The organism is Bacillus sp. AFS001701, assembly GCF_002559405.1.
Taxonomy (GTDB): domain Bacteria; phylum Bacillota; class Bacilli; order Bacillales; family Bacillaceae_G; genus Gottfriedia.
On the sequence record NZ_NTZO01000142.1, the window covers coordinates 1 to 22,278 of the forward strand.

Annotated in this window: 22 protein-coding genes; 12 read left to right on the plus strand and 10 right to left on the minus strand. The window is 33.1% G+C overall.

Annotation, left to right across the window (positions count from 1 at the left end; translation table 11 throughout):
- Nucleotides 1–223 precede the first annotated feature (223 nt).
- The 6 genes from CN514_RS11190 to CN514_RS11215 all read left to right on the plus strand — a co-directional run bounded on the left by CN514_RS11190 (nucleotide 224) and on the right by CN514_RS11215 (nucleotide 5,846).
- The gene (locus tag CN514_RS11190) at nucleotides 224–2,026 is read left to right on the plus strand and encodes a DEAD/DEAH box helicase (RefSeq protein ID WP_098232649.1); all 1,803 of its coding nucleotides are present in this window, start codon (nucleotides 224–226) and stop codon (nucleotides 2,024–2,026) included.
- Nucleotides 2,027–2,131: 105 nt separating this feature from the next.
- Complete coding sequence (gene glsA, locus CN514_RS11195) at nucleotides 2,132–3,088, plus strand: glutaminase A (protein ID WP_098232650.1); 957 nt, start codon at nucleotides 2,132–2,134, stop codon at nucleotides 3,086–3,088.
- A 411-nt stretch (nucleotides 3,089–3,499) separates the two neighbouring features.
- On the plus strand, nucleotides 3,500–4,249 hold the full coding sequence (locus tag CN514_RS11200) for a sulfite exporter TauE/SafE family protein (RefSeq protein ID WP_098232651.1): 750 nt from the start codon (nucleotides 3,500–3,502) through the stop codon (nucleotides 4,247–4,249).
- A 110-nt stretch (nucleotides 4,250–4,359) separates the two neighbouring features.
- Entirely contained in the window at nucleotides 4,360–4,851 is a 492-nt protein-coding gene (locus CN514_RS11205) for a DinB family protein (RefSeq protein WP_098232652.1), read from the plus strand.
- Nucleotides 4,852–4,862: 11 nt separating this feature from the next.
- A complete protein-coding gene (locus CN514_RS11210) occupies nucleotides 4,863–5,345 on the plus strand; it encodes a GNAT family N-acetyltransferase (protein WP_098232653.1) in 483 nt (160 codons plus the stop codon).
- Nucleotides 5,346–5,363: 18 nt separating this feature from the next.
- Nucleotides 5,364–5,846: a methylated-DNA--[protein]-cysteine S-methyltransferase gene (locus CN514_RS11215; protein ID WP_098232654.1), complete on the plus strand. Its 483-nt coding sequence runs from the start codon at nucleotides 5,364–5,366 to the stop codon at nucleotides 5,844–5,846.
- A gap of 70 nt (nucleotides 5,847–5,916) precedes the next feature.
- On the opposite strand, the gene CN514_RS11220 is transcribed toward CN514_RS11215, so the two are convergent.
- The 4 genes from CN514_RS11220 to CN514_RS11235 all read right to left on the minus strand — a co-directional run bounded on the left by CN514_RS11220 (nucleotide 5,917) and on the right by CN514_RS11235 (nucleotide 12,168).
- Nucleotides 5,917–7,068 carry an AI-2E family transporter gene (locus CN514_RS11220; protein ID WP_098232655.1) on the minus strand — a complete coding sequence of 384 codons (1,152 nt, stop codon included), beginning with the start codon at nucleotides 7,066–7,068 and terminating at the stop codon, nucleotides 5,917–5,919.
- A gap of 150 nt (nucleotides 7,069–7,218) precedes the next feature.
- Nucleotides 7,219–9,141 carry an LTA synthase family protein gene (locus CN514_RS11225; RefSeq protein ID WP_098232656.1) on the minus strand — a complete coding sequence of 641 codons (1,923 nt, stop codon included), beginning with the start codon at nucleotides 9,139–9,141 and terminating at the stop codon, nucleotides 7,219–7,221.
- Nucleotides 9,142–9,377: 236 nt separating this feature from the next.
- The gene (locus CN514_RS11230; RefSeq protein WP_098232657.1) at nucleotides 9,378–11,255 is read right to left on the minus strand and encodes a vWA domain-containing protein; all 1,878 of its coding nucleotides are present in this window, start codon (nucleotides 11,253–11,255) and stop codon (nucleotides 9,378–9,380) included.
- 19 nt (nucleotides 11,256–11,274) lie between these two features.
- Nucleotides 11,275–12,168: an ATP-binding protein gene (locus tag CN514_RS11235; RefSeq protein WP_098232658.1), complete on the minus strand. Its 894-nt coding sequence runs from the start codon at nucleotides 12,166–12,168 to the stop codon at nucleotides 11,275–11,277.
- A 386-nt stretch (nucleotides 12,169–12,554) separates the two neighbouring features.
- Between CN514_RS11235 and pflB the strand changes: the two genes are divergently transcribed.
- The 3 genes from pflB to CN514_RS11250 all read left to right on the plus strand — a co-directional run bounded on the left by pflB (nucleotide 12,555) and on the right by CN514_RS11250 (nucleotide 15,982).
- Nucleotides 12,555–14,780 carry a formate C-acetyltransferase gene (gene pflB / locus CN514_RS11240; protein WP_098232659.1) on the plus strand — a complete coding sequence of 742 codons (2,226 nt, stop codon included), beginning with the start codon at nucleotides 12,555–12,557 and terminating at the stop codon, nucleotides 14,778–14,780.
- Between the two features lie 94 nt (nucleotides 14,781–14,874).
- Complete coding sequence (gene pflA / locus CN514_RS11245) at nucleotides 14,875–15,624, plus strand: pyruvate formate-lyase-activating protein (protein WP_098232660.1); 750 nt, start codon at nucleotides 14,875–14,877, stop codon at nucleotides 15,622–15,624.
- A 178-nt stretch (nucleotides 15,625–15,802) separates the two neighbouring features.
- Nucleotides 15,803–15,982: a hypothetical protein gene (locus CN514_RS11250; RefSeq protein ID WP_091023201.1), complete on the plus strand. Its 180-nt coding sequence runs from the start codon at nucleotides 15,803–15,805 to the stop codon at nucleotides 15,980–15,982.
- Between the two features lie 106 nt (nucleotides 15,983–16,088).
- Here CN514_RS11250 and CN514_RS11255 read toward each other — a convergent pair whose 3' ends face one another.
- The 4 genes from CN514_RS11255 to CN514_RS11270 all read right to left on the minus strand — a co-directional run bounded on the left by CN514_RS11255 (nucleotide 16,089) and on the right by CN514_RS11270 (nucleotide 19,196).
- A complete protein-coding gene (locus CN514_RS11255) occupies nucleotides 16,089–16,214 on the minus strand; it encodes a YfhE family protein (RefSeq protein WP_069035250.1) in 126 nt (41 codons plus the stop codon).
- A gap of 68 nt (nucleotides 16,215–16,282) precedes the next feature.
- A complete protein-coding gene (locus CN514_RS11260) occupies nucleotides 16,283–16,843 on the minus strand; it encodes a GNAT family N-acetyltransferase (RefSeq protein WP_025671591.1) in 561 nt (186 codons plus the stop codon).
- A 307-nt stretch (nucleotides 16,844–17,150) separates the two neighbouring features.
- Nucleotides 17,151–18,281: an amidohydrolase gene (locus tag CN514_RS11265; protein ID WP_025671592.1), complete on the minus strand. Its 1,131-nt coding sequence runs from the start codon at nucleotides 18,279–18,281 to the stop codon at nucleotides 17,151–17,153.
- 18 nt (nucleotides 18,282–18,299) lie between these two features.
- Nucleotides 18,300–19,196: a TIGR01777 family oxidoreductase gene (locus tag CN514_RS11270; RefSeq protein WP_098232661.1), complete on the minus strand. Its 897-nt coding sequence runs from the start codon at nucleotides 19,194–19,196 to the stop codon at nucleotides 18,300–18,302.
- A 79-nt stretch (nucleotides 19,197–19,275) separates the two neighbouring features.
- On the opposite strand from CN514_RS11270, the gene recX reads away from it, so the two are divergent.
- Nucleotides 19,276–20,085 (plus strand): recombination regulator RecX, encoded by an 810-nt coding sequence (gene recX, locus CN514_RS11275; protein WP_098232662.1) that lies wholly within the window; start codon nucleotides 19,276–19,278, stop codon nucleotides 20,083–20,085.
- Nucleotides 20,086–20,331: 246 nt separating this feature from the next.
- On the plus strand, nucleotides 20,332–20,655 hold the full coding sequence (locus tag CN514_RS11280) for a YfhH family protein (RefSeq protein WP_098232663.1): 324 nt from the start codon (nucleotides 20,332–20,334) through the stop codon (nucleotides 20,653–20,655).
- Nucleotides 20,656–20,672: 17 nt separating this feature from the next.
- On the opposite strand, the gene sspK is transcribed toward CN514_RS11280, so the two are convergent.
- Nucleotides 20,673–20,828: a small acid-soluble spore protein K gene (gene sspK / locus CN514_RS11285; RefSeq protein WP_084007022.1), complete on the minus strand. Its 156-nt coding sequence runs from the start codon at nucleotides 20,826–20,828 to the stop codon at nucleotides 20,673–20,675.
- Between the two features lie 120 nt (nucleotides 20,829–20,948).
- Between sspK and CN514_RS11290 the strand changes: the two genes are divergently transcribed.
- A complete protein-coding gene (locus CN514_RS11290; protein ID WP_098232664.1) occupies nucleotides 20,949–21,227 on the plus strand; it encodes a YfhJ family protein in 279 nt (92 codons plus the stop codon).
- Nucleotides 21,228–21,274: 47 nt separating this feature from the next.
- On the opposite strand, the gene CN514_RS11295 is transcribed toward CN514_RS11290, so the two are convergent.
- The gene (locus tag CN514_RS11295; RefSeq protein ID WP_098232665.1) at nucleotides 21,275–22,252 is read right to left on the minus strand and encodes a metal-dependent hydrolase; all 978 of its coding nucleotides are present in this window, start codon (nucleotides 22,250–22,252) and stop codon (nucleotides 21,275–21,277) included.
- Nucleotides 22,253–22,278 lie beyond the last annotated feature (26 nt).

Genomic DNA, 22,278 nt, shown 5'->3' on the forward strand with positions numbered 1-22,278 from the left:
TTTTTTTATAAATACTTGTTTATTTCACCGAAAGATTGAGAAAAATAACTTGATGCAGAAGAATTCTGACCGAATTTACTAATTCAGTTAAAGAGGATTATTATTAAAAGATTAATAAACGTTGTGATACAATGGATAAGACATTTTTTGAACAATTTTTTGAACAAATATATGAAACAACCATTATTATTAATGATAGAATATAGAAAGTAAGGTAAATATAATGAATAAATTTTCTAGTTTAGGTTTAAGTGAAGAATTGACTGAGTATTTAACGGAGTTAGGTATTACTGAGCCGACCCCGATTCAAGAGAAGGCAATTCCAATCGTATTTGAAGGAAAGGATTTAATAGGCCAAGCACAAACAGGGACTGGTAAAACATTTGCATTCTTATTTCCAATCCTTGAACGAATTAATTTAGAATTACCACATACACAAGCATTAGTCGTTGCACCAACAAGAGAGTTGGCTCTACAAATAACTGCTGAGGCTAAAAGGATTGTTAGTGATGATTTTGGAGTACTTGCTGTGTACGGAGGACAAGATGTTGAACAACAAGCTCGTAAACTAAAAAGTGGTGCACATATAATCATTGCAACACCTGGTAGACTTTTAGACCATTTGAGACGAGGAACAATAAAATTAGATAAAGTTGATTTTCTAGTGCTCGATGAAGCAGACCAAATGTTACATATTGGATTTTTACACGAGGTAGAAGATATTATCAATCAAACTCCTGTATCGCGACAAACCTTATTATTTTCTGCTACGATGCCAGATCAAATCCAATCACTTGCAAAGCGTTACATGAAAAAACCAGAAATTATTAAAGTTAAGGCTAAAAGAATTACATTAGATGAAATTGAACAATTAATTATTGAAACAACAGATCGCGGAAAATTCAATGCCTTATTGAATCAAATCAAAGAAGCAGAACCGTTTCTAGCAATCATATTTTGTAGAACAAAAAGAAGAGCTAATAAATTAAATGAACAGCTTAAAGGAAAAGGTCTTTTATCTGAAGAACTACACGGAGATTTAACACAAGGCAAACGCGAAAAAGTTATGAAATTGTTCCGCGAAGCTAAAATACAATATCTTGTCGCAACAGATGTAGCAGCCAGAGGAATTGATGTCGAAGGTGTTACTCACGTGTTCAACTATGATCTACCAATGGATACAGAAAGCTATGTACATCGCATTGGTAGAACAGGACGTGCAGGAGATACTGGTATTGCGATTACATTTGCTACTCCAAAAGATTTTCAAGATATGAGAGTAATTGAAAAAGAGCTTAATCTTTCAATTAAGAGAATCGAAATGGAAAGAGGAGAAAGTTCAGGTAGAGTGGATCGAACAGAAAATGCAGGCAGAACAGAAAAATCGAGAAATGCAGGCAGAACAGAAAGATCGAGAAATGCAGGCAGAGCGGAAAGAACGGGTAATGCAGGCAGAGCGGAAAGAACGGGTAATGCAGGCAGAGCAGAAAGAACGGGAAATGCGGGCAGAGCGGAAAGAACGGGTAATGCAGGCAGAGCAGAAAGAACGGGTAATGCAGGCAGAACGGATAGATCAGGAAATGCAGGTAGAGCGGAAAGAACGGGAAATGCCGGTAGAGTAGAAAGAACAGGAAATGCAGGCAGAGCGGAAAGAACGGGAAATGCAGGCAGTACGGAAAGAACGGGAAATGCAGGTAGAACGGAAAGATCAGGAAATGCAGGTAGAGCGGAAAGAACGGGAAATGCAGGCAGAGTAGAAAGAACAGGAAATGCAGGCAGAGCGGAAAGAACGGGAAATGCAGGCAGAACGGAAAGAACGGGAAATGCAGGCAGAACGGAAAGATCAGGAAATGCAGGTAGAGCGGAAAGAACAGGGAATGCAGGTAGAGCGGAAAGAACAGGGAATGCAAGCAGGGCAGATAGATCAAGAAATGCAGGTAGAGCGGAAAGAACAGGAAATACGGGAAATTCAAGAAGTACAGGGGGATCAAGAAATGAGGGCAGGTCTGGTAGGAGAAGTAGATAAGAAAAACGTGAAGAATAGGTAGGGAGTTAATTGTTGCAGGCATACTCATATAAAGTGATTTTGAGAATGTCTTTTCCCTTAAAAATGAAATGAACAGGTGATTTTATGACGCAGAATGGATTTCGAGAGGAAAAAGAAGTTCACGATATGGAGGAATTGAAAGTTCTTATTGAAGAGGCAAAGGAGTTTATTCAGTATGGAAAGGTAGCCAATTATATTCCTGCTCTTGCAAAGGCAAATAAAAAGGATTTATCATTGGCTGTGTTTTTGCCTGATGGGCGACATTTTGAAGCGGGTAATACGAGCACTCGTTTTACTTTGCAAAGTATTTCGAAGGTAATTTCGTTAGCTTTAGTTTTAATGGATCGTGGAGAAGATTTTGTTTTTGAGCGAGTAGGGATGGAGCCTACAGGTGATCCGTTTAATTCAATTGCAAAATTAGAAGTTAGATCTGCTGGAAAGCCGTTAAATCCAATGATTAATGCAGGGGCTTTGGCAGTTACAAGTATGATTAAAGGTCATAGTATAAATGATCGCTTTAATCGACTATTAAACTTTATGAGGGTTTTAACAGATAATAAAAATCTATCTTATTCGAAAGAGGTTGCGAAATCAGAATTTGAAACAGCGCACTTGAACAGATCGCTTTGTTACTTTATGAAAGAGTATGGAATTATTACTGAAGATGTTGAATTGTTATTAGATTTATATACAAAACAATGTTCAATCGAAGTAAACTGTTTAGAATTAGCGAGAATTGGACTTATTTTTGCACTTGATGGCTGGGATCCAATTTCTAAAACGCAGCTTATACCTGAAAAAGTAGCAAAGATTTGTAACACTTTTATGGTTACTTGTGGCATGTATAATGCATCGGGTGAGTTTGCAATTAAAGTTGGAATTCCTGCTAAAAGTGGTGTTTCTGGAGGCGTTTTGGGTGCAGTACCTCGCCGATTTGGAATTGGTGTTTATGGACCGTCGCTTGATGAAAAAGGAAATAGTATAGCCGGTATAAAATTATTAGAGTTACTGGCTTCACGATATAATTTGAGTATTTTTTAACTATAGTGGGCTGTCCATTTGTCAAGTTAATTGACAGATGGGCAAGCCCTTTTTAATTGTAAAAAAATTAGATCGCTGTAAAATAGCGTATGGAAAGGGGAGGTATCTCGGGGCTAGTTTTCATTTGTTGTAATTTGAATTTTTTATCATGATGACTCATTAAACACACTCCCGACCTAAGATACTAAATATAATTTTACATTAGAATTATTTCAGTGTGTCCGTTTTTTAGTCGACATGCAAATTCAGTACCACGTTCATCACTTTAGTGATAAAGTCCCCAACCCCTTTTAATTTTTCTCCTTAGTCCTGCTATTCCATAATCAACCACATATAATGAGGTCTTTAGTTTCCCTTTTTTCGAATATTTTGTGTATAGTAAGGATAGACGCAAAAAAGGGAGATAGGAAAATGGACTCACTATTATTACTTTTTATTTTAGGAATCGGTGCAGCAGTAGTTGGAACATTAGCAGGTGGTGGAGGATTAATTACACTCCCGATGATGATTTTTCTTGGCATTCCTATTCAAACGGGTATTGCCACAAACAAGTTTGCCTCAGGTTTGGGGTCGTTTAGTAGTATCCTTTATACAATTAAAAAGAAAGATTTTAAGGCCACAGTCATTTTTCAATTTATATTCGTTTCGTTTATTGGTGGGGGAATTGGTGCATTTGTAACGAGTATGTTAGATGAACATGTAATGAATATCGTGGCATTAGTTTTATTAACTGGTTCATTATGGTTAACGTTTGCAAGTAAAAAGTGGAACTATGAAACTACGAATAAAAGTGGTGTTGAAAAGCAAACATTGCTAGATAGGGGTATCTTAACGGGGATTGGTGTTTATGACGGGGGCTTCGGTCCAGGTTCTTCAACATTTGCAATCTTGTATTTTATTAAAAAAGGATTTACTTATGTTAATGCAGTTCAGTTGGCTAGAGTATTAAATTTTGGGAGTTGTTTATCAGCATTTATCATATTTTATATGACAGGGCACTTCCAATGGAAAATTGCTGTGACGATGGCTGCTGCTTCAATTGTTGGTAATCAAGTAGGGTTAAGATTTGCAGAATTTGTTCCAATGAAGTTAGCCAGAATTCTATTAATTTCAGTTTCTGTTTTATTAATTGTTCAAGTAAGTTTAAAGTTATTTGTATAAACAAAACAAGGTCTGTAGATATATACAGGCCTTTTATTTTTTCACTTAAAGGTAATTTTTACCGCTTAGTAGAATAGCTTAATTAATCAAAATTGTAAGAGGTGACTGTAGTGAATCTGAAGGAATATCAATGGGTAAAAGAAAATCGTGAGGCATTGTTAAATTTTTGTGGTGAATTAAAGCCAGAGGATTTTTCTCGTAAATTAGATGGGTTTGGTTTCCAAAGTGTTAGAGAAACTTTACTACATATGGCTGAATGTTATATTGCATGGATTGGATCTTTTATTTTATTGAAAACGAAAAAGCCAATTACGCCAAAGGAAAACGTTGTAAATCTTAGTCTTGATGATATTAAATCAAGATTTGAACAAGCTGATTTATTCGTGAGTGAATTATTGGATATGACAGTTGATCGTTTGAATAAACCAATTGTTAGAAAGATTCCATGGAGAAATCATAATGAAGAAGTATCTATCACACCGATGAAATTGCTAGTACATACGATCACACATGAATATCATCATAAAGGACAAATTGTCGCGATGGCTCGACAGATGGGTTATATTCCACCTAATACCGATGTTTTAGGTACAGAGGATTAAGGGGAGATAAAATGAATTTAAGGTTGGCAGAAATAATAGATATTGAGCAGTTAATTAAGATGAGATGGGACTTTACTTTGGAAGATTACGAGACGGGAAGAATTAAAGAGAGCGAATACAATGACTTTTACAGTGAATGTCGTGATTTCTTACTAAATGCAATGAAAAGTAAACAGTGGTATATATGGATTGCTGAAATAGAAGGTACAATTGTTTCCCATATTTATATTGAACTTATTCAAAAAGTACCCCGACCTGGTAGGGTAACTAAACCTTTTGCTTTCATGACGAATGTCTATACATTAAAGGATTATCGAGGGAAGGGGATTGGCGGAAAATTAATCTCCCAAGTTAATAAATGGGTAGGCGAAATGAAGTTCGAATTTGTTATTGTTTGGCCAAGCGAGCAAGGTGTTAATTTTTATAAGCGAAACGGTTATAATCAATGTATTGAAGCAATGGAGTATTTTCCAAATTTAGATAATCTAATTTAATATATAGGAGAATGATTTATGAATCAATTAGATACAGCTTATATAGACACTCCGTTAGGTACATTAAGAATCGTTGGGAATGAAAAAGGAGTAGCATTTATTGATTTTGTCAAAGAAGAGAAAGACGAAATTCAAAAAATAGTGCCATCTTCTTTGAAGGATGCAGGAAATGAATTGATAGAATATTTTAGTGGATCTAGGAAGGAATTTAGTATTCAATCAATAGCAAAAGGTACTCCTTTTCAAGAAAGTGTGTGGCGGGAACTAGTTAAAATTAAATATGGAGAAACTGCTTCATATGCAGATATTGCTAATCGTATAGGGAACCCGAAGGCAGTAAGAGCTGTTGCGAATGCAAATGCAAGAAATCCATTAAGTATCATCGTTCCATGCCATCGCATTATTGGTTCAAATGGTAAGCTAACAGGCTATGCTGGTGGACTGTGGAGGAAAGAATGGCTCTTAAATAGAGAGCAGGGAAGAGAGACGTTTAAATTGTAAAAAGAAAGAGCAGGAATAAAGGAAGTGTTTAGAGTGAATATCACTCAAGCTTCATTATTCTTGCTCTTATTTATTCTTTTGGATCGTTATCATTGTTAATGTTTATTTCGATATTGGTTTCAATGTCGTCATCAATAATCTTATCTGCGAACTTTGCTTTTTTCCTTAAATTAATGATCCTAGATATATTAACAATCACTACTTTACAAATTGCATATGTTGGCACAGCCAAAACCATACCAAGTACACCAGCAAAGTTACCAGCGAATAATAATAATAGAATAATCGTTAAAGGATGAATATTTAACTTTTTCCCCATGATATATGGTGAGATTAAGTTTGAATCAATTTGTTGAACAATTAAAATGATTAGTACAACGAATAAAGCTAATTTTGGAGAAATTAGAGCTGCAACGATCACTGCAGGAGCTCCACCTATAAACGGGCCAAAGTAAGGGATAATATTTGTAATAGCAGCTACTAACGCTAAAATTAAGGCATTAGGTATACCGATAATACTATATCCAATAAATGTTCCAATTCCAACAAAAATACAAACAATCGTTTGACCTTGAATGTATGAAGCCAATGTTTCGCTTGTTTCATTTGCAATATGAATTGCTTCATTCCTTAAGCTTTGCGGTAAAAAACGAGACATCGCAGCTGGAAATTTATGACCATCTTTAAACATATAAAACAGTATAAATGGAACTGTTAATATGATTAGCGTGACATTACTTAAAATATTGAAAAACGCACCAATTCCACCAGTTATGCCGCCGATAAATACTAGGGCATAGTCTGCAACTTTCTTTTCTAAATCTTTAATTTCAACGTAATTTTGACTTCCTAACCACTTCTCTAATAGGCCAATCTTATTTGTTGCTTCATTTACAATTGTTGGCATATTATTTACTAAATCTTTAAATTGTTCAGTTAAGGTTGGGAATACATTAATGATAGATACTACAGCAATTAGGATTAATCCGAGATAGAGAAGAAGGATGCCTATTGAACGGGGCACTTTTTTTCGCTCTAAAAAATCAACTATTGGTGCAAATAGGAAATATAGAAAGATTGAGACAAGTATTGGCGCGAATAAAGTACTAATTAAAATAGCAATTGGTTGAAATAAGAATGATATTTTTGTTCCAACGAATAAGACTAAGAATAATAATAGTAGTTCGATCGTCCAAAATAATAACTTAGAGTTTTTATACAATTAATATCCTCCCACTATATTTTAATTAAAAAACTTATGTATAAATACCATATTATAACAAAAAGAGATGCTTGTAAAAGCATCTCTGGGTGTATAGATAAAATACTAAAAATTTGATTTTCAGACTTTGAGGTTCTTTTGAAGTACCCTTTACTGATTTGGTTCAGTTATTGTTTGCATTGTACCTGTTTTATGCTTGTTGCCACTGTAGAAACGGAATAAATCACCGTAAACAATATTATCTGAAAGTGTTAGCTCTTTTTTTGCTTTATCTATTAATAGTTTCGCTTCTTGATCAGGAACTTCTACTTTTTCAGCAGTTAATCGATTATAAAATTCATTAGAGCCAGCTACATAATAATATTTACTTGTAACGAAGCTTCCGTCACGGAAAACAATGAATTCCGAATAATCCGGGCTAAATAGATCTTTACCAAATTCAATATCTGTTTTTGTATCAACGCCTAACAGATGTAGAATCGTAGGTTTTACATCAATTTGACCAGCAACCTTTGAGATTGTTTGACCTTGTTTTTGCTTAGGTAAATGAATAATAAGTGGCGTACGTTGTAAATCCATATGGTCATATGGAGTAATTTCTTCTTTACCTAAGAACTGAGCCATTGCTCGATTGTGGTTTTCAGAGATACCATAATGATCACCATACATAACAAGAATTGTATTATCATATAGACCTGATTTTTTCAGACCTTCAATAAAATGTTTAATTGACTCATCCATATATCGTACTGTCGTTACATAACGATCAAGTGTCTCGTCACCAGAATTATATTGATCAATGTATTGATCTTGTGGATCAAGTACGAAAGGATAGTGGTTTGATAAAGTTAAGAATCTAGTATAGAACGGTTGCTTCACTTGTGATAAAAGAGGAAGTGATTGTTCAAAGAAATCTTCATCCTTTAATCCCCAGTTTACTGAGTTTTCGTCGGTAATATTATAATCTACTTCATTAAAGTAGCGATCGTAACCTAAAGAAGGGTACATTATATTTCGATTCCAAAAGCTTTTATTATTTGCATGGAAAATAGCTGAATAATATCCTTGATCTTTTAAAATTTCAGGTGTAGCCATAAATTCGTTATTTGCATGTGTAAAATAGACAGCTCCCCGGTCTAATGGATATAAAGAGTTATCAATAATGAACTCAGCATCAGATGTTTTTCCTTGACCAGTTTGGTGATAGAAGTGGTCAAAATCGAAACTTTCTTTAATGTATTTATTTAAAAATGGAGTTATTTCTTTACCATTAACCTTTGCGCCAATTGTGAAATTTTGCATTGATTCTAAAGAAATAACAATAACATTTTTACCTTTATATTTACCGAAAAGCTTTGCATTTGCTTTTGCGCCGTTACTATTTACATAGTTTTCAATTTCAGTTAATTTACTGCTATCTGCAAAGGCCTTCTGTGTTGAAGTCTTTGTTTGAAGTGATAAATCATAACCTTGGTAAACATATAATCCAAGATTTTTTACAAGCATTTCACGATCAAACGAACGAGTAAGCAATTCAGGTCTTTCCATTTCAGCTAAACCTAAGTTTAAAACTGCAATTGCAATCGTAATTAAATAGTAAGTTGACTTCATAAATGAAGGTACTCGACCAGTGTTTGAAAATTTAGGAAATTTCTTTGAGATCAAATATAGGATAAGAATATCAATAAACATAAAAAGAATTTTAAAGCTTGCTAGTTCTTTTACACTTGATCCTAAATCACCCATATTACTAGTTTGGAACAGCACTGGTAATGTTATGAAGTCGTTAAAGAATCCGTAAAATAAAACGTTTCCACATAATAGCAAGGTTAAAATGAAATTAATCAAAAGCGCGATCGTATTCCGTTTTTTCCCTTTGAAAAAAAGTGCGATTCCTACAAGGAATAATGAGGATGCCAAAGGGCTAATAAATAGTATTACATTTTGAAAGACTGTATCAATTTTTAAATCGAATCCAAACAGAGTAACAATATACGTTTTTAGCCAAACTACTAACGCAACTAGTAATACGAATCGTACACGTGAAAATGTTGCTTTAATTGAAGTAGGCATAGTCCTAATCCCCCTTAAATACAAAACAAACTAGCGGTTATTCACTAGCTTTTCTTTAAATATGCATCTCTCTAAGTCGTCAAAATTTATCGTACTCCGTTTAATTTTAAAAATCAATAGGAAATACGATTTCGTTATGTAAATCTGTTCGACAAAATATTATTCTAACTTCTTATAAAATAAAAAGAAATAGGCTACTAGTAAGCCTATTTCTTTTCATTTTATGGACAACTATCTTATTCTATGCTTCTTAATAATAATTTTTTTAACATTGGTTTTAATTGAAGTCTTAAATCCTCTGCATTTGAGGCGATTAAGTAATGGTGCTGATAAATATTTTTCATTAATTGTGAAGTTTCTTCTTGATGTTCTTCTTCCTCAATGAAAGTACCGATTACCTCAATTCCAAGTTTTCTAGCTTGTTTAACTGCTTCATGCGTATCGATAATCCCATCCTGGAAATAATCTAATGCTGAAGGTTCACCATCTGTAAATACGAGCAAAAATTTATGCTTTTCCGAACGTTTAGCGAGTTCTTCTGAAACAATTCGAATCATTAAGCCGTCACGATTATCCTCTTCTTCTTGAAGCTGCATGATATTTGGACCTACTGAAGGTGATAAAGAGCTTGAAAACGGAATGACTTGATGTAAAATATTTGGTTTGTTTTCTTTTGTAGCATTTGAAGCATCCTCCCAAAAGCCACTAATGCTATGAGAGATTTTTAATTGTTTTAATGTTTCATGGAATAAAATGACGCTTTTTTTCACTTCATCCATTTTATTAAACATCGATCCCGAGCAATCAACTAATAAGTAGAAAACAGCATCTAATTCTTTCGATTCAGTTTGTTTTTTATAAAACATTTTAGGATGTTCTTCTGTGAAAAGTCGAATCCATTTTTTATTTAGCCTACCATAGTATTTATCAGTAGGTGCATTTTGTTTATTTTCTAATGATTTTTCAATCGTTTTTCTTAGTTCTTTAACATCTTTAGATACCATTGAAGACAGTGTAGAATACTGTTTCTTTTCGGTAACTGTTTGCCCAATTGCCTCTTTATATTTAATAGAAACATTACTATTGTATTTACCAAAAGGATTTTGCTGTGAAGAGGATGAATTGGTAGCCTCATATGAATCAGTTTGTTTTGACTTTTTATTCTCTCCTTGTTTCGAGGAACCAAATGCATTTGCAATTGCCTGATCGCCGGCCTCTTCTTCACGTGCAAAGTTTGCTTTAATAGAAGTTTTTGTACCACTTTCAACTTCAAATCGTAAAAAATTATCATCTGTTTCATTATTTTTGCTTTCTCTATGCCAGGTTGATAATCTTTCATCTTCGCTATTTCTTTCATCAAGACCCTCTTGCTGGTCGTCATTTTGAAGCTCTTTTACTTTACTATTACATGAAGCTAATTCGTTAATTTTATTTAACGGTAAATAGCCAAAATATGTGTGAATCATATCTTCTTTATACAATGAGAGTAGTCTCTGCTGCACTCTAAATACAATGGAAGAAATATCACTTGTTTTCTTAGCTTCAAACGCTTGGAAGAGGATGGGCAAAATATCCTCGAGTTGTTCATTCGTTTGATAAGTTAATTGAGTAGAAGTAAGTGAAAGATAAATTAAACAAAACAATTGATCTAATTGGAAATTACGCATTTCATTTGCTTTGAATTGTGATTGAAAATAATGTCTATATATTCTTTTTCTCGTAGAAAATAATTGTCTTGTACCTGGTCTTTGATGAATAATTAACTCTTCAAGTCGGATATCCTCAAGAAGGACAAACAATTGTGTGAAGAAACTTTTTAAATGAGTTTCTTGTAATTCCTTTAGTGTATCTTTAAATTCACTAAAATCTGAGTAATGTTTATTACCTAAAGCTTTTAAGTACACATCTGATTTCAAACCTTGTAACTGTGTACTATGCTCTTGTGTATCCCAAAAATGACTGACAGTAAATTTTTGTTCTTCATCGTCGTAATACGCCTGAAAATCAAATTCTAAAAATGAACTACGATCTTTCGAAAGAGAAATCGATAAATTTTCCATTTGAAGAAAAGTGGAAGCGTCGATTTTTTTATTGTTAAAAATGATTTGTTTCATATGTTAATCATCACTCATTTCAAGAAAGAAAATAACTTTCAGCTAGTTCTCTAACAGTCTCGCGCTCAATGTCATCACTTAATTTAGCGATAATTGTGCGTTCAATTGCTCGAAGTACTGGTATATGAACAGATAAATCACATGCGTCAAGAACACCGCGAATACTTGCCGCATCTTCACTAATTCTGCCTTCACTTGCTAATGGAATTAAATCACTTGAAAAGCTTGTAAATTTCTGTAGTAGGTCCTCATCTTTTAGCTCAGATTCATCTTTTAATAACTGAAGTAGTGATTCCCCGTTAATATATGGAACATCTATGATAATGAAGCGATTTTTTAAAGCTTCATTTAATTCACTTGTTCCTACATATCCTTCATTTATTGCGGCGATTACTCTAAAGTTTTCGTCACCTTTTACTACTTCTTGAGTAAATGGATTTGTAATCATTTTTCGATAATCAAGTGCACCATGTAGTAATGGTAATGTTTCTGGTTTTGCCATGTTAATTTCATCGATATATAAAATATGACCTTTTTTCATTGCTTTCATTAAAGGTCCGTCGATGAAAACTACTTCAGATCCGTTCGGATTAGATGCAATTGTGTTGTATCCAACAATACCTTCTAAATCTAAATCGACTGAACAGTTTATGCTATGCATCGGTTGATAAAGCAATTTTGAAAGAGTCTCAGCTAAAACCGTTTTTCCACTTCCTGTTGGACCTTTCAATAATATATTTTTACCAAGAAGAAGGGCAGTAATAGCGTCCTCTAAAATCGTTTTGTCTTGAGAAACATATTGTTTTGTTCCGATTAATAATTGCTCTTCTTTTAGAACTTTTTGAATTTGACCATTATATATTAAATTTAATTTTTCATTAATCGAACTAGAAAGATTTAGTTTTGTATTCATAAATTACTCCTTTTATATAAACATTGTTCAATTGGATTATTCATTTGTGTATTAACCATAGTATTATCGCATATTTGGATTGTGAGTGTCTTGTCCACAAATTTTCATGATTTTGTTAATACAGTTACTATCTTTTGAGTATAACAGTTTGTCGTTTAACAGGAAAGTTTTCAGAGTGAATTACAATATATATGAAGCAACTGTAATTTAGTGGAAAGAATTAAGTGTTTATATGATTTGCTTTTTGACTACTTTGTTCAATATTTCACAATATGTTCATAATACAAACGATTGTTTCAGTTCATCGTATGTTAAATTAGATACGTAATCTGTTATATACTTAATAAACTTTCTGTATTATATGCAAAAAGAGGAGGAGTAATACGATGGAACAATGGAGACAATTTGAAACTGGACGATGGGAACAAACGATTGATGTAAGGGACTTTATTCAAAAAAATGTTAAATCATATGTTGGGGATGACTCGTTTCTTTTAGGCCCAACAGATGCAACGAACAAACTATGGGATATAGTACTTAAACTATCTAAAGAAGAACGCGAAAATGGCGGAGTTTTAGATATGGATACGAAAATTGTATCTACGATTACTTCACACGAACCAGGATACTTAGAGAAAGAATTAGAGCGAATTGTTGGATTCCAAACAGATAAACCGTTTAAAAGATCATTACAACCATTTGGTGGAATTCGAATGGCTGAAGCATCATGCGAGTCTTATGGATATAAAGTTGATGATGAAATAAGCAAAATATTTACAGAATATCGAAAAACACATAATCAAGGTGTATTTGATGCCTATACATCAGAAATGAAAGCAGCAAGACGTTCTGGTGTTATTACTGGTCTACCTGATGCTTACGGTCGTGGGAGAATTATAGGTGACTATAGAAGAGTAGCGTTATATGGGGTAGATCAACTGATTAAAGATAAAATTGATACTTTAAATAAAACAACAAGTGTTATGTCAGAAGAAGTAATAAGAGATCGTGAAGAACTAAATGAACAAATCCGTGCATTAAATGAATTAAAACTAATGGCAACAAAACATGGGTTTGATATTGCTAGACCTGCAACAAACGCAGAAGAAGCTTTCCAATGGTTATATTTTGGCTATTTAGCAGCAATAAAAGAGCAAAATGGAGCAGCTATGAGCTTAGGGAGAGTTTCAACATTTTTGGATATTTATATAGAAAGAGATCTTGAAGAAGGTACTTTAACTGAACAAGACGCACAAGAATTAGTCGATCATTTTGTAATGAAACTGAGATTAGTCAAGTTTGCTCGTACGCCTGATTATAATGAATTATTTTCTGGCGATCCTACTTGGGTAACAGAGTCAATCGGTGGAATAGGAATAGATGGTCGTCCACTTGTAACAAAGAACTCATTCCGCTTTTTAAATACTTTGGATAACCTAGGACCAGCTCCAGAACCTAACTTAACGGTCCTTTGGTCATCAAAACTCCCAGATGGATTTAAACAATATTGCGCTAAAATGTCAATTAAAACTAGCTCAATTCAATATGAAAATGATGATATCATGCGTCCGGAATATGGTGATGATTATGGTATTGCATGTTGCGTTTCAGCTATGACAATCGGTAAACAAATGCAGTTCTTTGGTGCACGTGCAAATCTTGCTAAAGCATTGTTATATGCGATTAATGGTGGTAAAGACGAAAAGTCAAAAGCTCAAGTGGCACCTATGTATGCTCCGATTACATCTGAGTATCTTGACTATGAAGAAGTAAAAATTAAGTTCGACGTTTTATTAGATTGGTTAGCAGGCTTATATGTTAATACATTAAATTGTATCCACTTTATGCATGATAAATATAGCTATGAACGAATTGAGATGGCGTTACATGATGCAAATATAAAACGTACAATGGCAACAGGTATTGCAGGATTGTCAGTATGTGCTGATTCATTATCAGCTATTAAGCATGCAAAAGTTAAAACAATTCGCGATGAGAATGGAATCGTTGTTGATTTTGAAATTGAGGGAGAGTATCCAAAATACGGGAACAACAATGATCTTGTAGATGATCTTGCTGTAGAACTTGTTGAAAGCTTTATGGCAAAAGTAAGAAAGCATAAAACATATCGTAATTCAATTCATACAACATCAGTGCTAACAATCACGTCTAATGTTGTTTATGGTAAAAAGACAGGTAATACACCAGACGGAAGAAAAGCAGGTGAACCATTTGCTCCTGGTGCCAATCCGTTACATGGACGCGATACAAATGGAGCTCTAGCATCATTAAGTTCAGTAGCAAAATTACCTTACGAAGATGCACAAGATGGAATTTCAAATACATTCTCAATCGTTCCAAAAGCTTTAGGTAAGGACGAAAGTACACAAATATTGAACTTAGTAGCAATGTTAGATGGATATACAGAAAAAGGTGGTCATCATTTAAACGTAAATGTATTCAATCGAGAAACATTAATGGATGCGATGGAGCATCCTGAAGAATATCCGCAATTAACGATTAGAGTCTCGGGTTATGCAGTTAACTTCATAAAACTAACTAGGGAACAACAAATTGACGTAATAAATAGAACTTTCCACAGTTCTATGTAATAATCTTTGTGATTCAAGCCTAGTGGGGGACATACTTCACTAGGCTTGAATGTTTTTACTAAATAAGAAAAAATTTATTCAGAGGAGAATGACAATGATTTCAGGAAATATACATTCAATTGAAACTTGTGGAACTGTCGATGGACCAGGTCTTAGATATGTAATTTTTACGCAAGGATGTTTATTAAGATGTCAATATTGTCATAACGCAGATACGTGGAAAATTGGAGCTGGTAAAGAAATGTCAGTTGATCAATTAATGAAGGATATCAAGACGTATATTCCATTTATGAGATCATCTGGAGGTGGAATTACGGTTAGTGGTGGGGAACCATTATTACAATTAGACTTTCTATTAGAACTGTTTAAATCTTGTAGAAAAAATGGGATTCATACAACGATCGATACATCTGGTGGATGTTTCAGTACTGATCCAAACTTTCTTTTAAAATTAGACGAAGTATTAGAATACACAGATTTAGTATTATTAGATTTAAAGCATTTTGACGAAAAAGGACATATAAAACTTACGGGAAAATCAAATGAGCAGATTAAAAGTTTTGCAAAATACTTGGACAAAAAAAATATCCCGGTTTGGATTAGACATGTCTTAGTTCCTAGAATCACCGACTCAGAAGATAATCTAATAACACTAGGTGATTTTATAAACAAATTAAGTAATGTGGAAAAAGTAGAAATATTACCATATCATCAATTGGGTGTCTATAAATGGGAAGCATTAGGATTAAAATATCCTTTAAAAGATATTCAACCACCGTCAAATGAAAGTATTAATCATGCTTATCAACTATTAACTCAAAAGAAAGAATTACAAAATTGTTAATAAAACTAATTACTTTGAACTGTCCTTTAAATGTTAGTAGGCGTCTAACATTTAAAGGACAGTTTATTTTCTAAGCTTTTTATGATTTATTTAGACGATTGACTAAAATAAATTTGAGGTTAGTGAATATAATGAAAAATAGTCATTTTTAGTTTCTTATTTTAAAGGGTGAATTTTTATGAAGGAGTTTCGATTTTCTTGGTATGTTTTACTAGATGATCAGAATGGAATCGAAGGGGGATCTTTTGTTCGGGGAGAAAAAATTGAAGATGAAATGCATCGAATAAAAGAAAAACTTAGTAAGGAATATTATGTTAGACCGTCCTCGGTTTATATTATTGAATCAAGTGAAATTTAAATAAGTTATTGTAAATTTTGCAAGATGGTTATACAGAGCATTACTGGTTATAAAGTTATTTTAGAAAAACAAAAAAGGCTTCCTAAGAAAGCCTTTTTGAATAAAATTATTTGCCTATGCCATTAAAATTAGTATAACCTGCAGCACGATCAGCTCTTTTAAATTCCTTTGCATATAATACTTCTTGAGTAGAACTTAAATTACGTCTCGTTTTATCTTTTCGTTTATCCACAAAAAACACCTCGCTAAGTTATAAAATCCTTAGTAAGTCTCTCCATTTTTTGTGGCTGATATACTAAATTATGCTTCTTTTAAATGTGTAACTTCATGTTGTTGGTAATCTTCACGCATTGTATGCAATAAATAATTGTCTTTAGTAATTTCAAATAGATCGTAAATCTCTTCATTTTGATTGATTTCATCATATAAACATTTACGTGATTCATTTGCTAATGATGCGTATGGTAGTTTACTTGCAGCATAAAAAGAGCGTTTATTAACTTTACGAATACGCATAAAAATTGAGTTGATTCCTAAATCGTGAAATAACTCATGGAAGAAAGCGTCTTTTGCTGGTTTGTTATAACCCATTCCGTGAAAAGGTTTGCCTAACCAAGTTCCTAAAAAGCCATATCCATCTTCAATATCATGTAAAGAAATGTTACCAATAGGGTTACCCCACTCATCTAAGATTGTTCTTGATATCATTTTTCCTTGTTCTTCTAGTTCGATTGCTTGTTTTGTGATAAATAAGAATTCTTCGTACGAATTTGCTTTATGGCGCACAAAGGGAAAGACATCAGGATGCACCATAAGTTCAAAAAGTACAGAACAATCTTGTAAATCTCGCTGTTTCAGCATCTCTACTCCTCCTCATAATAAGGGTAGCGAAAGAAGGTTACGCCACCCGCGAAATTTTTGTGAGGACTAAAACAATAAAATTTAAAGTCCTGTGAAGTGCATTAACTATGAATAATTTTTTAATGCACCCTAAAATTTCGGGGTGGGAATCGAACCCACTAGGACCAGCGATTTACTGGTGGCTCACCATTTGCCTTTCCCGTTAAAATACTATATAAGAAAAGTGTTTTCACACTTTCTATTTAATTTACCGCAAATGTTCTTACTATACTATAATAAACGATTTTGTTCAAATTGCAAACTAAAATTATTCGATATTTTTATACACAATTCTACCATCTATGACAGTGAGTAATGGTTTAGCCATATAATGAAACGGATGATGGGACCATAATACTACATCGCCATCTTTACCAATTTCTAAGCTACCTATTCTATGAGATAAATTAAGATTTTTTGCTGGATTAATCGTAATTGCTTTTAAAGCTTCGAGCTCAGGTAAACCTTCTCGAACTGCTATAGCTGCACATACATTTAAATACTGAATTGGCGTATAAGGGTGGTCAGTTGTAATTGAAACACTTACTCCAATATCAGCAAGAGCTTTGTATGTAGTCCAGGATTTATTTTTTAATTCGATTTTTGAACGTCTAGTTAATGTAGGACCAACAGATACTTGAAGGTTTCGATCCTTTAGATGGTCAATAATTAAATGGCCTTCTGTACAATGTTCAATTCGTATATCTAAGTTAAATTCTTCGCCAAAACGTATAGCTGATAAAATATCATCTGCACGATGAGCATGAATTCGTACTGGAATTTCTCTATTTAAAGCTTTAATAATTGGTAAAATTCGAAAGTCATCTGGGTTATGCGAGTTTTTAGCTTCATAGAATGCTTCACGAAGCATTCCCATAATACCCATTCTGGTAATTGATTCTTTATTCCCGTTACTGTGAGTTCTTTTTGGATTTTCACCAAAAGCGATTTTCAATCCAGACGGTTCTTGAATAATCATTTTATCGACACTTTTACCATATGTTTTAATTGTACAAGTTGTTCCACCAATTACATTTCCACTACCAGGCATAATATGAGCTGTTGTAATTCCATGTTGGATCGCATCAGTAAAAGCAACATCAAGTGGCAATATTCCATCCATTGATCGAATATGTGGAGTCAATACTTCAATTGTTTCATTCGCATCATTCCCAGCCCAACCAGTTCCTTCGTCATATAGTCCTAAGTGAGTGTGTACATCAATAAAACCTGGAAAAAGTGGTTTTCCTGCACATTCTATGACAATTGTTTGATCTTCTATCGAAAAAATCTCAGGTGCAATTTCTTTAATTTTCCCATTTTCAATTAACAAATCATGGTTATATAAAACTTGAGATGTAATGGGGAAAATGGTTGCATTTTTAAATAATAGATTCATGATAAATCCTTTCAAATACTAATTTAAAGTTAACAGTAAAGCTTCTTTTAAAGTTGGGAATTGAAAGTTATAATTAGTTTGAATGGCTTTAGAAGGCATAACTTTTTGACCTTCTAAAACTAGCATACTCATTTCACCTAGTAATAATTGAAGGGCAAAATTTGGAACTTTCAATATATTTGGTCGATGTAAAGCTGCTGAAAGGTTTCTGCTAAACTCGTTCATTGTTACTGGATTAGGTGACACTAAATTGATTGGCCCTCTAATTTCGGTATTTTTTATCGAATGAAGTATTAGTCCAACAACATCCTTCTCATGAATCCATGATATCCACTGGGTACCTTTTCCGATAGGACCACCAATAAACAATTTATAAGGCAAAATCATTTTTGGAAGGGCTCCATCGTTTAACCCTAAAACAAGACCAAATCTAGCGAGAATAGTCCGAATACCCAGTTCTTCAGCTTTTCTGGCAACAGTTTCCCATTCTCTTACAGTTGATGCTAAAAAATCATTTGAAATAGGCTTGTCATCTTCATTAAAAGTTATTGATCCCGAGGTTCCATAAAACCCTATTGCGCTAGCATTAATAAAAAGGTTTGGGCGATGGGCTTGTCTTTCAAACCATGTAATTAGAATATTTGTAGATTTTAAACGACTTTGTAAAATTTTGTCTTTTAATTGTTTAGTCCATCTACCGCTGTTTATTGATTCACCGGCTAAGTTAATGACTACATCAATGGACTCACCAAAAGAATTCGAGGTTAATTGATCCCAATTAATATAAGTAATAAATGGATTAGATGATGTTCTTATATTTCTTGTGACAATATAACATTGAAATTCATGTCGAATAAATTCATTTATTAATTGAGATCCAATAAACCCTGTACCACCTGTAAGAAGAATCTTCATCCACGCATCTCCTTAATACATAATATGATATTATTATTTTTATGTGTACATAAAAACAAAATTTATTTTGAGGTAAATTATGTCTATAATAACGAAAATTCAAGTTCAAAAATTAAATAAAGAACGATTTAATATTTACACAGATAGTGGTAATGGTGAAGAGTATTCATTTAGTGTAGATGCTGATACTCTTGTTAAATTTAACATAAAAAAAGGTCAATCATTTGAGCCATTTGAACTAGAAGAGATATTAAATGCCGATCAACTTAGAAAGGCATATCTTTCTAGCATTGTTTATTTATCTCGAATGATGAGAACAAAAAAAGAAATTGATCTATATTTAACAAAGCAAGAATTCTTAATCGATACAATACAGACTACAATTATCCGACTTGTAGAAGAAGGGTATATTAATGAAGAAAAATACGCTGAAAGTTATGTTCGTACGTCTATTAATACGACATTGAAAGGACCAACAATCATTAAGAATGAATTACTAGCAAAAGGTATTCACAATTCTGTCATAGAGAAAAGTTTAATTTTATTTTCAAAAGATAAACAAATTCAACATGCTATTTCACTCTGTCAAAAAAAGGTTTCTGCACTTTCGAAGTATTCAACAAATCAAAAAAAGGCAAAGCTTGAAGAACTGCTGAGAAGAAAGGGCTATTCTGCTAACATTATTTCGATTGCAATTGAAGAAACACAATATGAAAGTGAAGAAGATGATGAATTACAAGCTCTATTAATACATGCTAGAAAAGCGAAAAAGAAATATGAAAAATTAAGTGGCTGGGAATATACTCAAAAAATAAAAACAGTATTATTTCGAAAAGGTTTCCCAATTGATTTAATTGAAAAAGCAATTTTAATTTTAGAAGAGGAATAACTAAATTAATTTATTGAAGTATACAAGTTCATAACAATTGATTTTTAGACTGATTGCGAGCGCTTGTCTTTCGAGGCGCGAAGCCTGGTGAGGAGCGGAGTTACCTTAGACGGTAATGAGCACCGCTTAACAGGCGAAGCAACGAAGAAAGCGAGCGTTTTCGGGCAGTCTGAAACTAAATTAATTGGTTGTGTGTTATTAGCTTGATATAATAAAACTATCTAAATGATTTAGAGGAGACTTAAAATGGAAATTCCAAAACGATATAGTGACTTAACGAAAGATGAATTAGTTCAAGAAATCAGCAATTTGAATCATCAAGCTAGAAAAGCTGAACAAATGGATATGATCAATGAACTTGAAGTTATACTGCGTAAAAAAACGATGGCTCAATCATATTTATTAGACGCAACTCAATTTATTCCTGGTGAGCAATATGAATTAATTGAGGAACCTGGAGTATTATTTATGATCACATATATGAATGGTATTTTTGCTTGGGGTCATAAAAGCACTAGTGAAGAAGAAATAGGGATCCCAATCGCATTATTAAAGAAACCAGGGAAATAAAAACCCTGGTTAAATTTCTATTCATCACGATTACTTTTTGCCATACGATCTCGTGGATTTGTATTAATGCTCCCATTTGGACGGATAGAAGCATTTTGTGATTTGTAATCTATATTACCATCAATAGCCATATCATGTTTTTGTTTTGAAAAACGTTCACTTTTTGTTGTCATCTTAAAAATCCTCCTAGTGATTAATACTAATTGATGAAATGAACCATCATCAATATGATGACCATTTTGAATTCAGATATGTTGATAATAAATGTTTAAAAATTGGAAGGTGTAATTTATATGGAGAAATATTTAGAGCAATTAACTGAGCTATTATTAAAAGAAAATAGTCATTTAACATACTCACAAGCAAAAATTTGGGTTGAATGGCTATGGGAAGATTTTGAAGCAACTTATGCTAAAGCTGGAGAATATCATGGAGAACAAATGTCTAAAAAGGTTGTTCAACAATTTATTTTCCAATATGGAAAATATTTGCATGAAACAGATATAAACATTGCAAAGCCACCAGGTTTAGAAATTATAGAAACGAAAGAGAAGGATAATCTTCTTCATTAATTAAATAACCCTTAGCAAAAAATTGCTAAGGGTTATTTTTTGGTTTATTAAGATTCCACTTTTAGTTTTTTCTGTAATTTTTTCTCGCTAAAGATCCAGCCTGTAAATGAACTGATAATATTATGTTCGTAGTCGAATTTGACTACTGCAACAAATGGGTAGTAAGTTTCGGTCCTGTACCTTAAATCGATTAGTCTTAATTCTTTATGGTCGTCATGTCCAATCAATTCCCAAATATAAACTGGTGAAAATGCCAAGAATGATTTAACGTTTTCATCCTTAAAGGCTGCTTTTACGTCTTCAATTACTGGTAAGGGGATTCTTTTAAACACGTCGTGGATTTTAAAGATTCTTTTCTTTATTTTGCCAACGTAATGATGAGAATCTGTACTTGCTACAATATGATAATGAGTGTATTTTATAGAAGGTGAAACATAGACACGTTTTACATCCGGTAATTTTTTTGTGACTGTTTGAATCACGATTTGTTTTTGTCGATATCTAAACGCATAGTAAAAAATCATAATGAAATAGAGCATGACACAAATCGGACCGGCTCTAAAATGAAAAATTACAAATGGAACTCCAACTAAATGGATTGCAAAAATTATTGGATCGAAAGTGTTTATGATGCCAAAAGCTATCCAGCGTTTTGAAAAAGGCCTTAGTGCTTGGGTTCCGTAGGCATTAAATAAATCAACGAATACGTGTACACTTACTGCTATGAAAGACCAGAGTAAATAGAGTCCAAAGTGTTCTCTATTGTTAAATAATGTCATAAGCGCAGAAAGTGATAATGTCCATAAAATGACTGCAGGAATTGAATGCGTAATTCCACGATGATGTTTTAAATATTTTGCGTTATTTCTTAATTTTAATATCGTGTCACTGTCTGGTAATTGTGATCCGATGATTGTTGTTAATAAGAGTGAGTTTGTCAAATGTGGGTCATGTAGGACAATTGGACTCAGGGTTGCTAATCCGCCAAGTGTAAATCCCATTACAAGATGAGTACCAGTATCCATTTAGTTCCTCCCTTTATTTACCCTTT

Coding starts and splice junctions, on each gene's coding strand:
- CN514_RS11190 (WP_098232649.1), top strand. CDS start 224: ATGAATAAATTTTCTAGTTTAGGTTTAAGTGAAGAATTGACTGAGTAT.
- glsA (WP_098232650.1), top strand. CDS start 2,132: ATGACGCAGAATGGATTTCGAGAGGAAAAAGAAGTTCACGATATGGAG.
- CN514_RS11200 (WP_098232651.1), top strand. CDS start 3,500: ATGGACTCACTATTATTACTTTTTATTTTAGGAATCGGTGCAGCAGTA.
- CN514_RS11210 (WP_098232653.1), top strand. CDS start 4,863: ATGAATTTAAGGTTGGCAGAAATAATAGATATTGAGCAGTTAATTAAG.
- CN514_RS11215 (WP_098232654.1), top strand. CDS start 5,364: ATGAATCAATTAGATACAGCTTATATAGACACTCCGTTAGGTACATTA.
- CN514_RS11225 (WP_098232656.1), bottom strand. CDS start 9,141: ATGCCTACTTCAATTAAAGCAACATTTTCACGTGTACGATTCGTATTA.
- CN514_RS11230 (WP_098232657.1), bottom strand. CDS start 11,255: ATGAAACAAATCATTTTTAACAATAAAAAAATCGACGCTTCCACTTTT.
- CN514_RS11235 (WP_098232658.1), bottom strand. CDS start 12,168: ATGAATACAAAACTAAATCTTTCTAGTTCGATTAATGAAAAATTAAAT.
- pflB (WP_098232659.1), top strand. CDS start 12,555: ATGGAACAATGGAGACAATTTGAAACTGGACGATGGGAACAAACGATT.
- pflA (WP_098232660.1), top strand. CDS start 14,875: ATGATTTCAGGAAATATACATTCAATTGAAACTTGTGGAACTGTCGAT.
- CN514_RS11250 (WP_091023201.1), top strand. CDS start 15,803: ATGAAGGAGTTTCGATTTTCTTGGTATGTTTTACTAGATGATCAGAAT.
- CN514_RS11260 (WP_025671591.1), bottom strand. CDS start 16,843: ATGCTGAAACAGCGAGATTTACAAGATTGTTCTGTACTTTTTGAACTT.
- CN514_RS11265 (WP_025671592.1), bottom strand. CDS start 18,281: ATGAATCTATTATTTAAAAATGCAACCATTTTCCCCATTACATCTCAA.
- CN514_RS11270 (WP_098232661.1), bottom strand. CDS start 19,196: ATGAAGATTCTTCTTACAGGTGGTACAGGGTTTATTGGATCTCAATTA.
- recX (WP_098232662.1), top strand. CDS start 19,276: ATGTCTATAATAACGAAAATTCAAGTTCAAAAATTAAATAAAGAACGA.
- CN514_RS11280 (WP_098232663.1), top strand. CDS start 20,332: ATGGAAATTCCAAAACGATATAGTGACTTAACGAAAGATGAATTAGTT.
- sspK (WP_084007022.1), bottom strand. CDS start 20,828: ATGACAACAAAAAGTGAACGTTTTTCAAAACAAAAACATGATATGGCT.
- CN514_RS11290 (WP_098232664.1), top strand. CDS start 20,949: ATGGAGAAATATTTAGAGCAATTAACTGAGCTATTATTAAAAGAAAAT.
- CN514_RS11295 (WP_098232665.1), bottom strand. CDS start 22,252: ATGGATACTGGTACTCATCTTGTAATGGGATTTACACTTGGCGGATTA.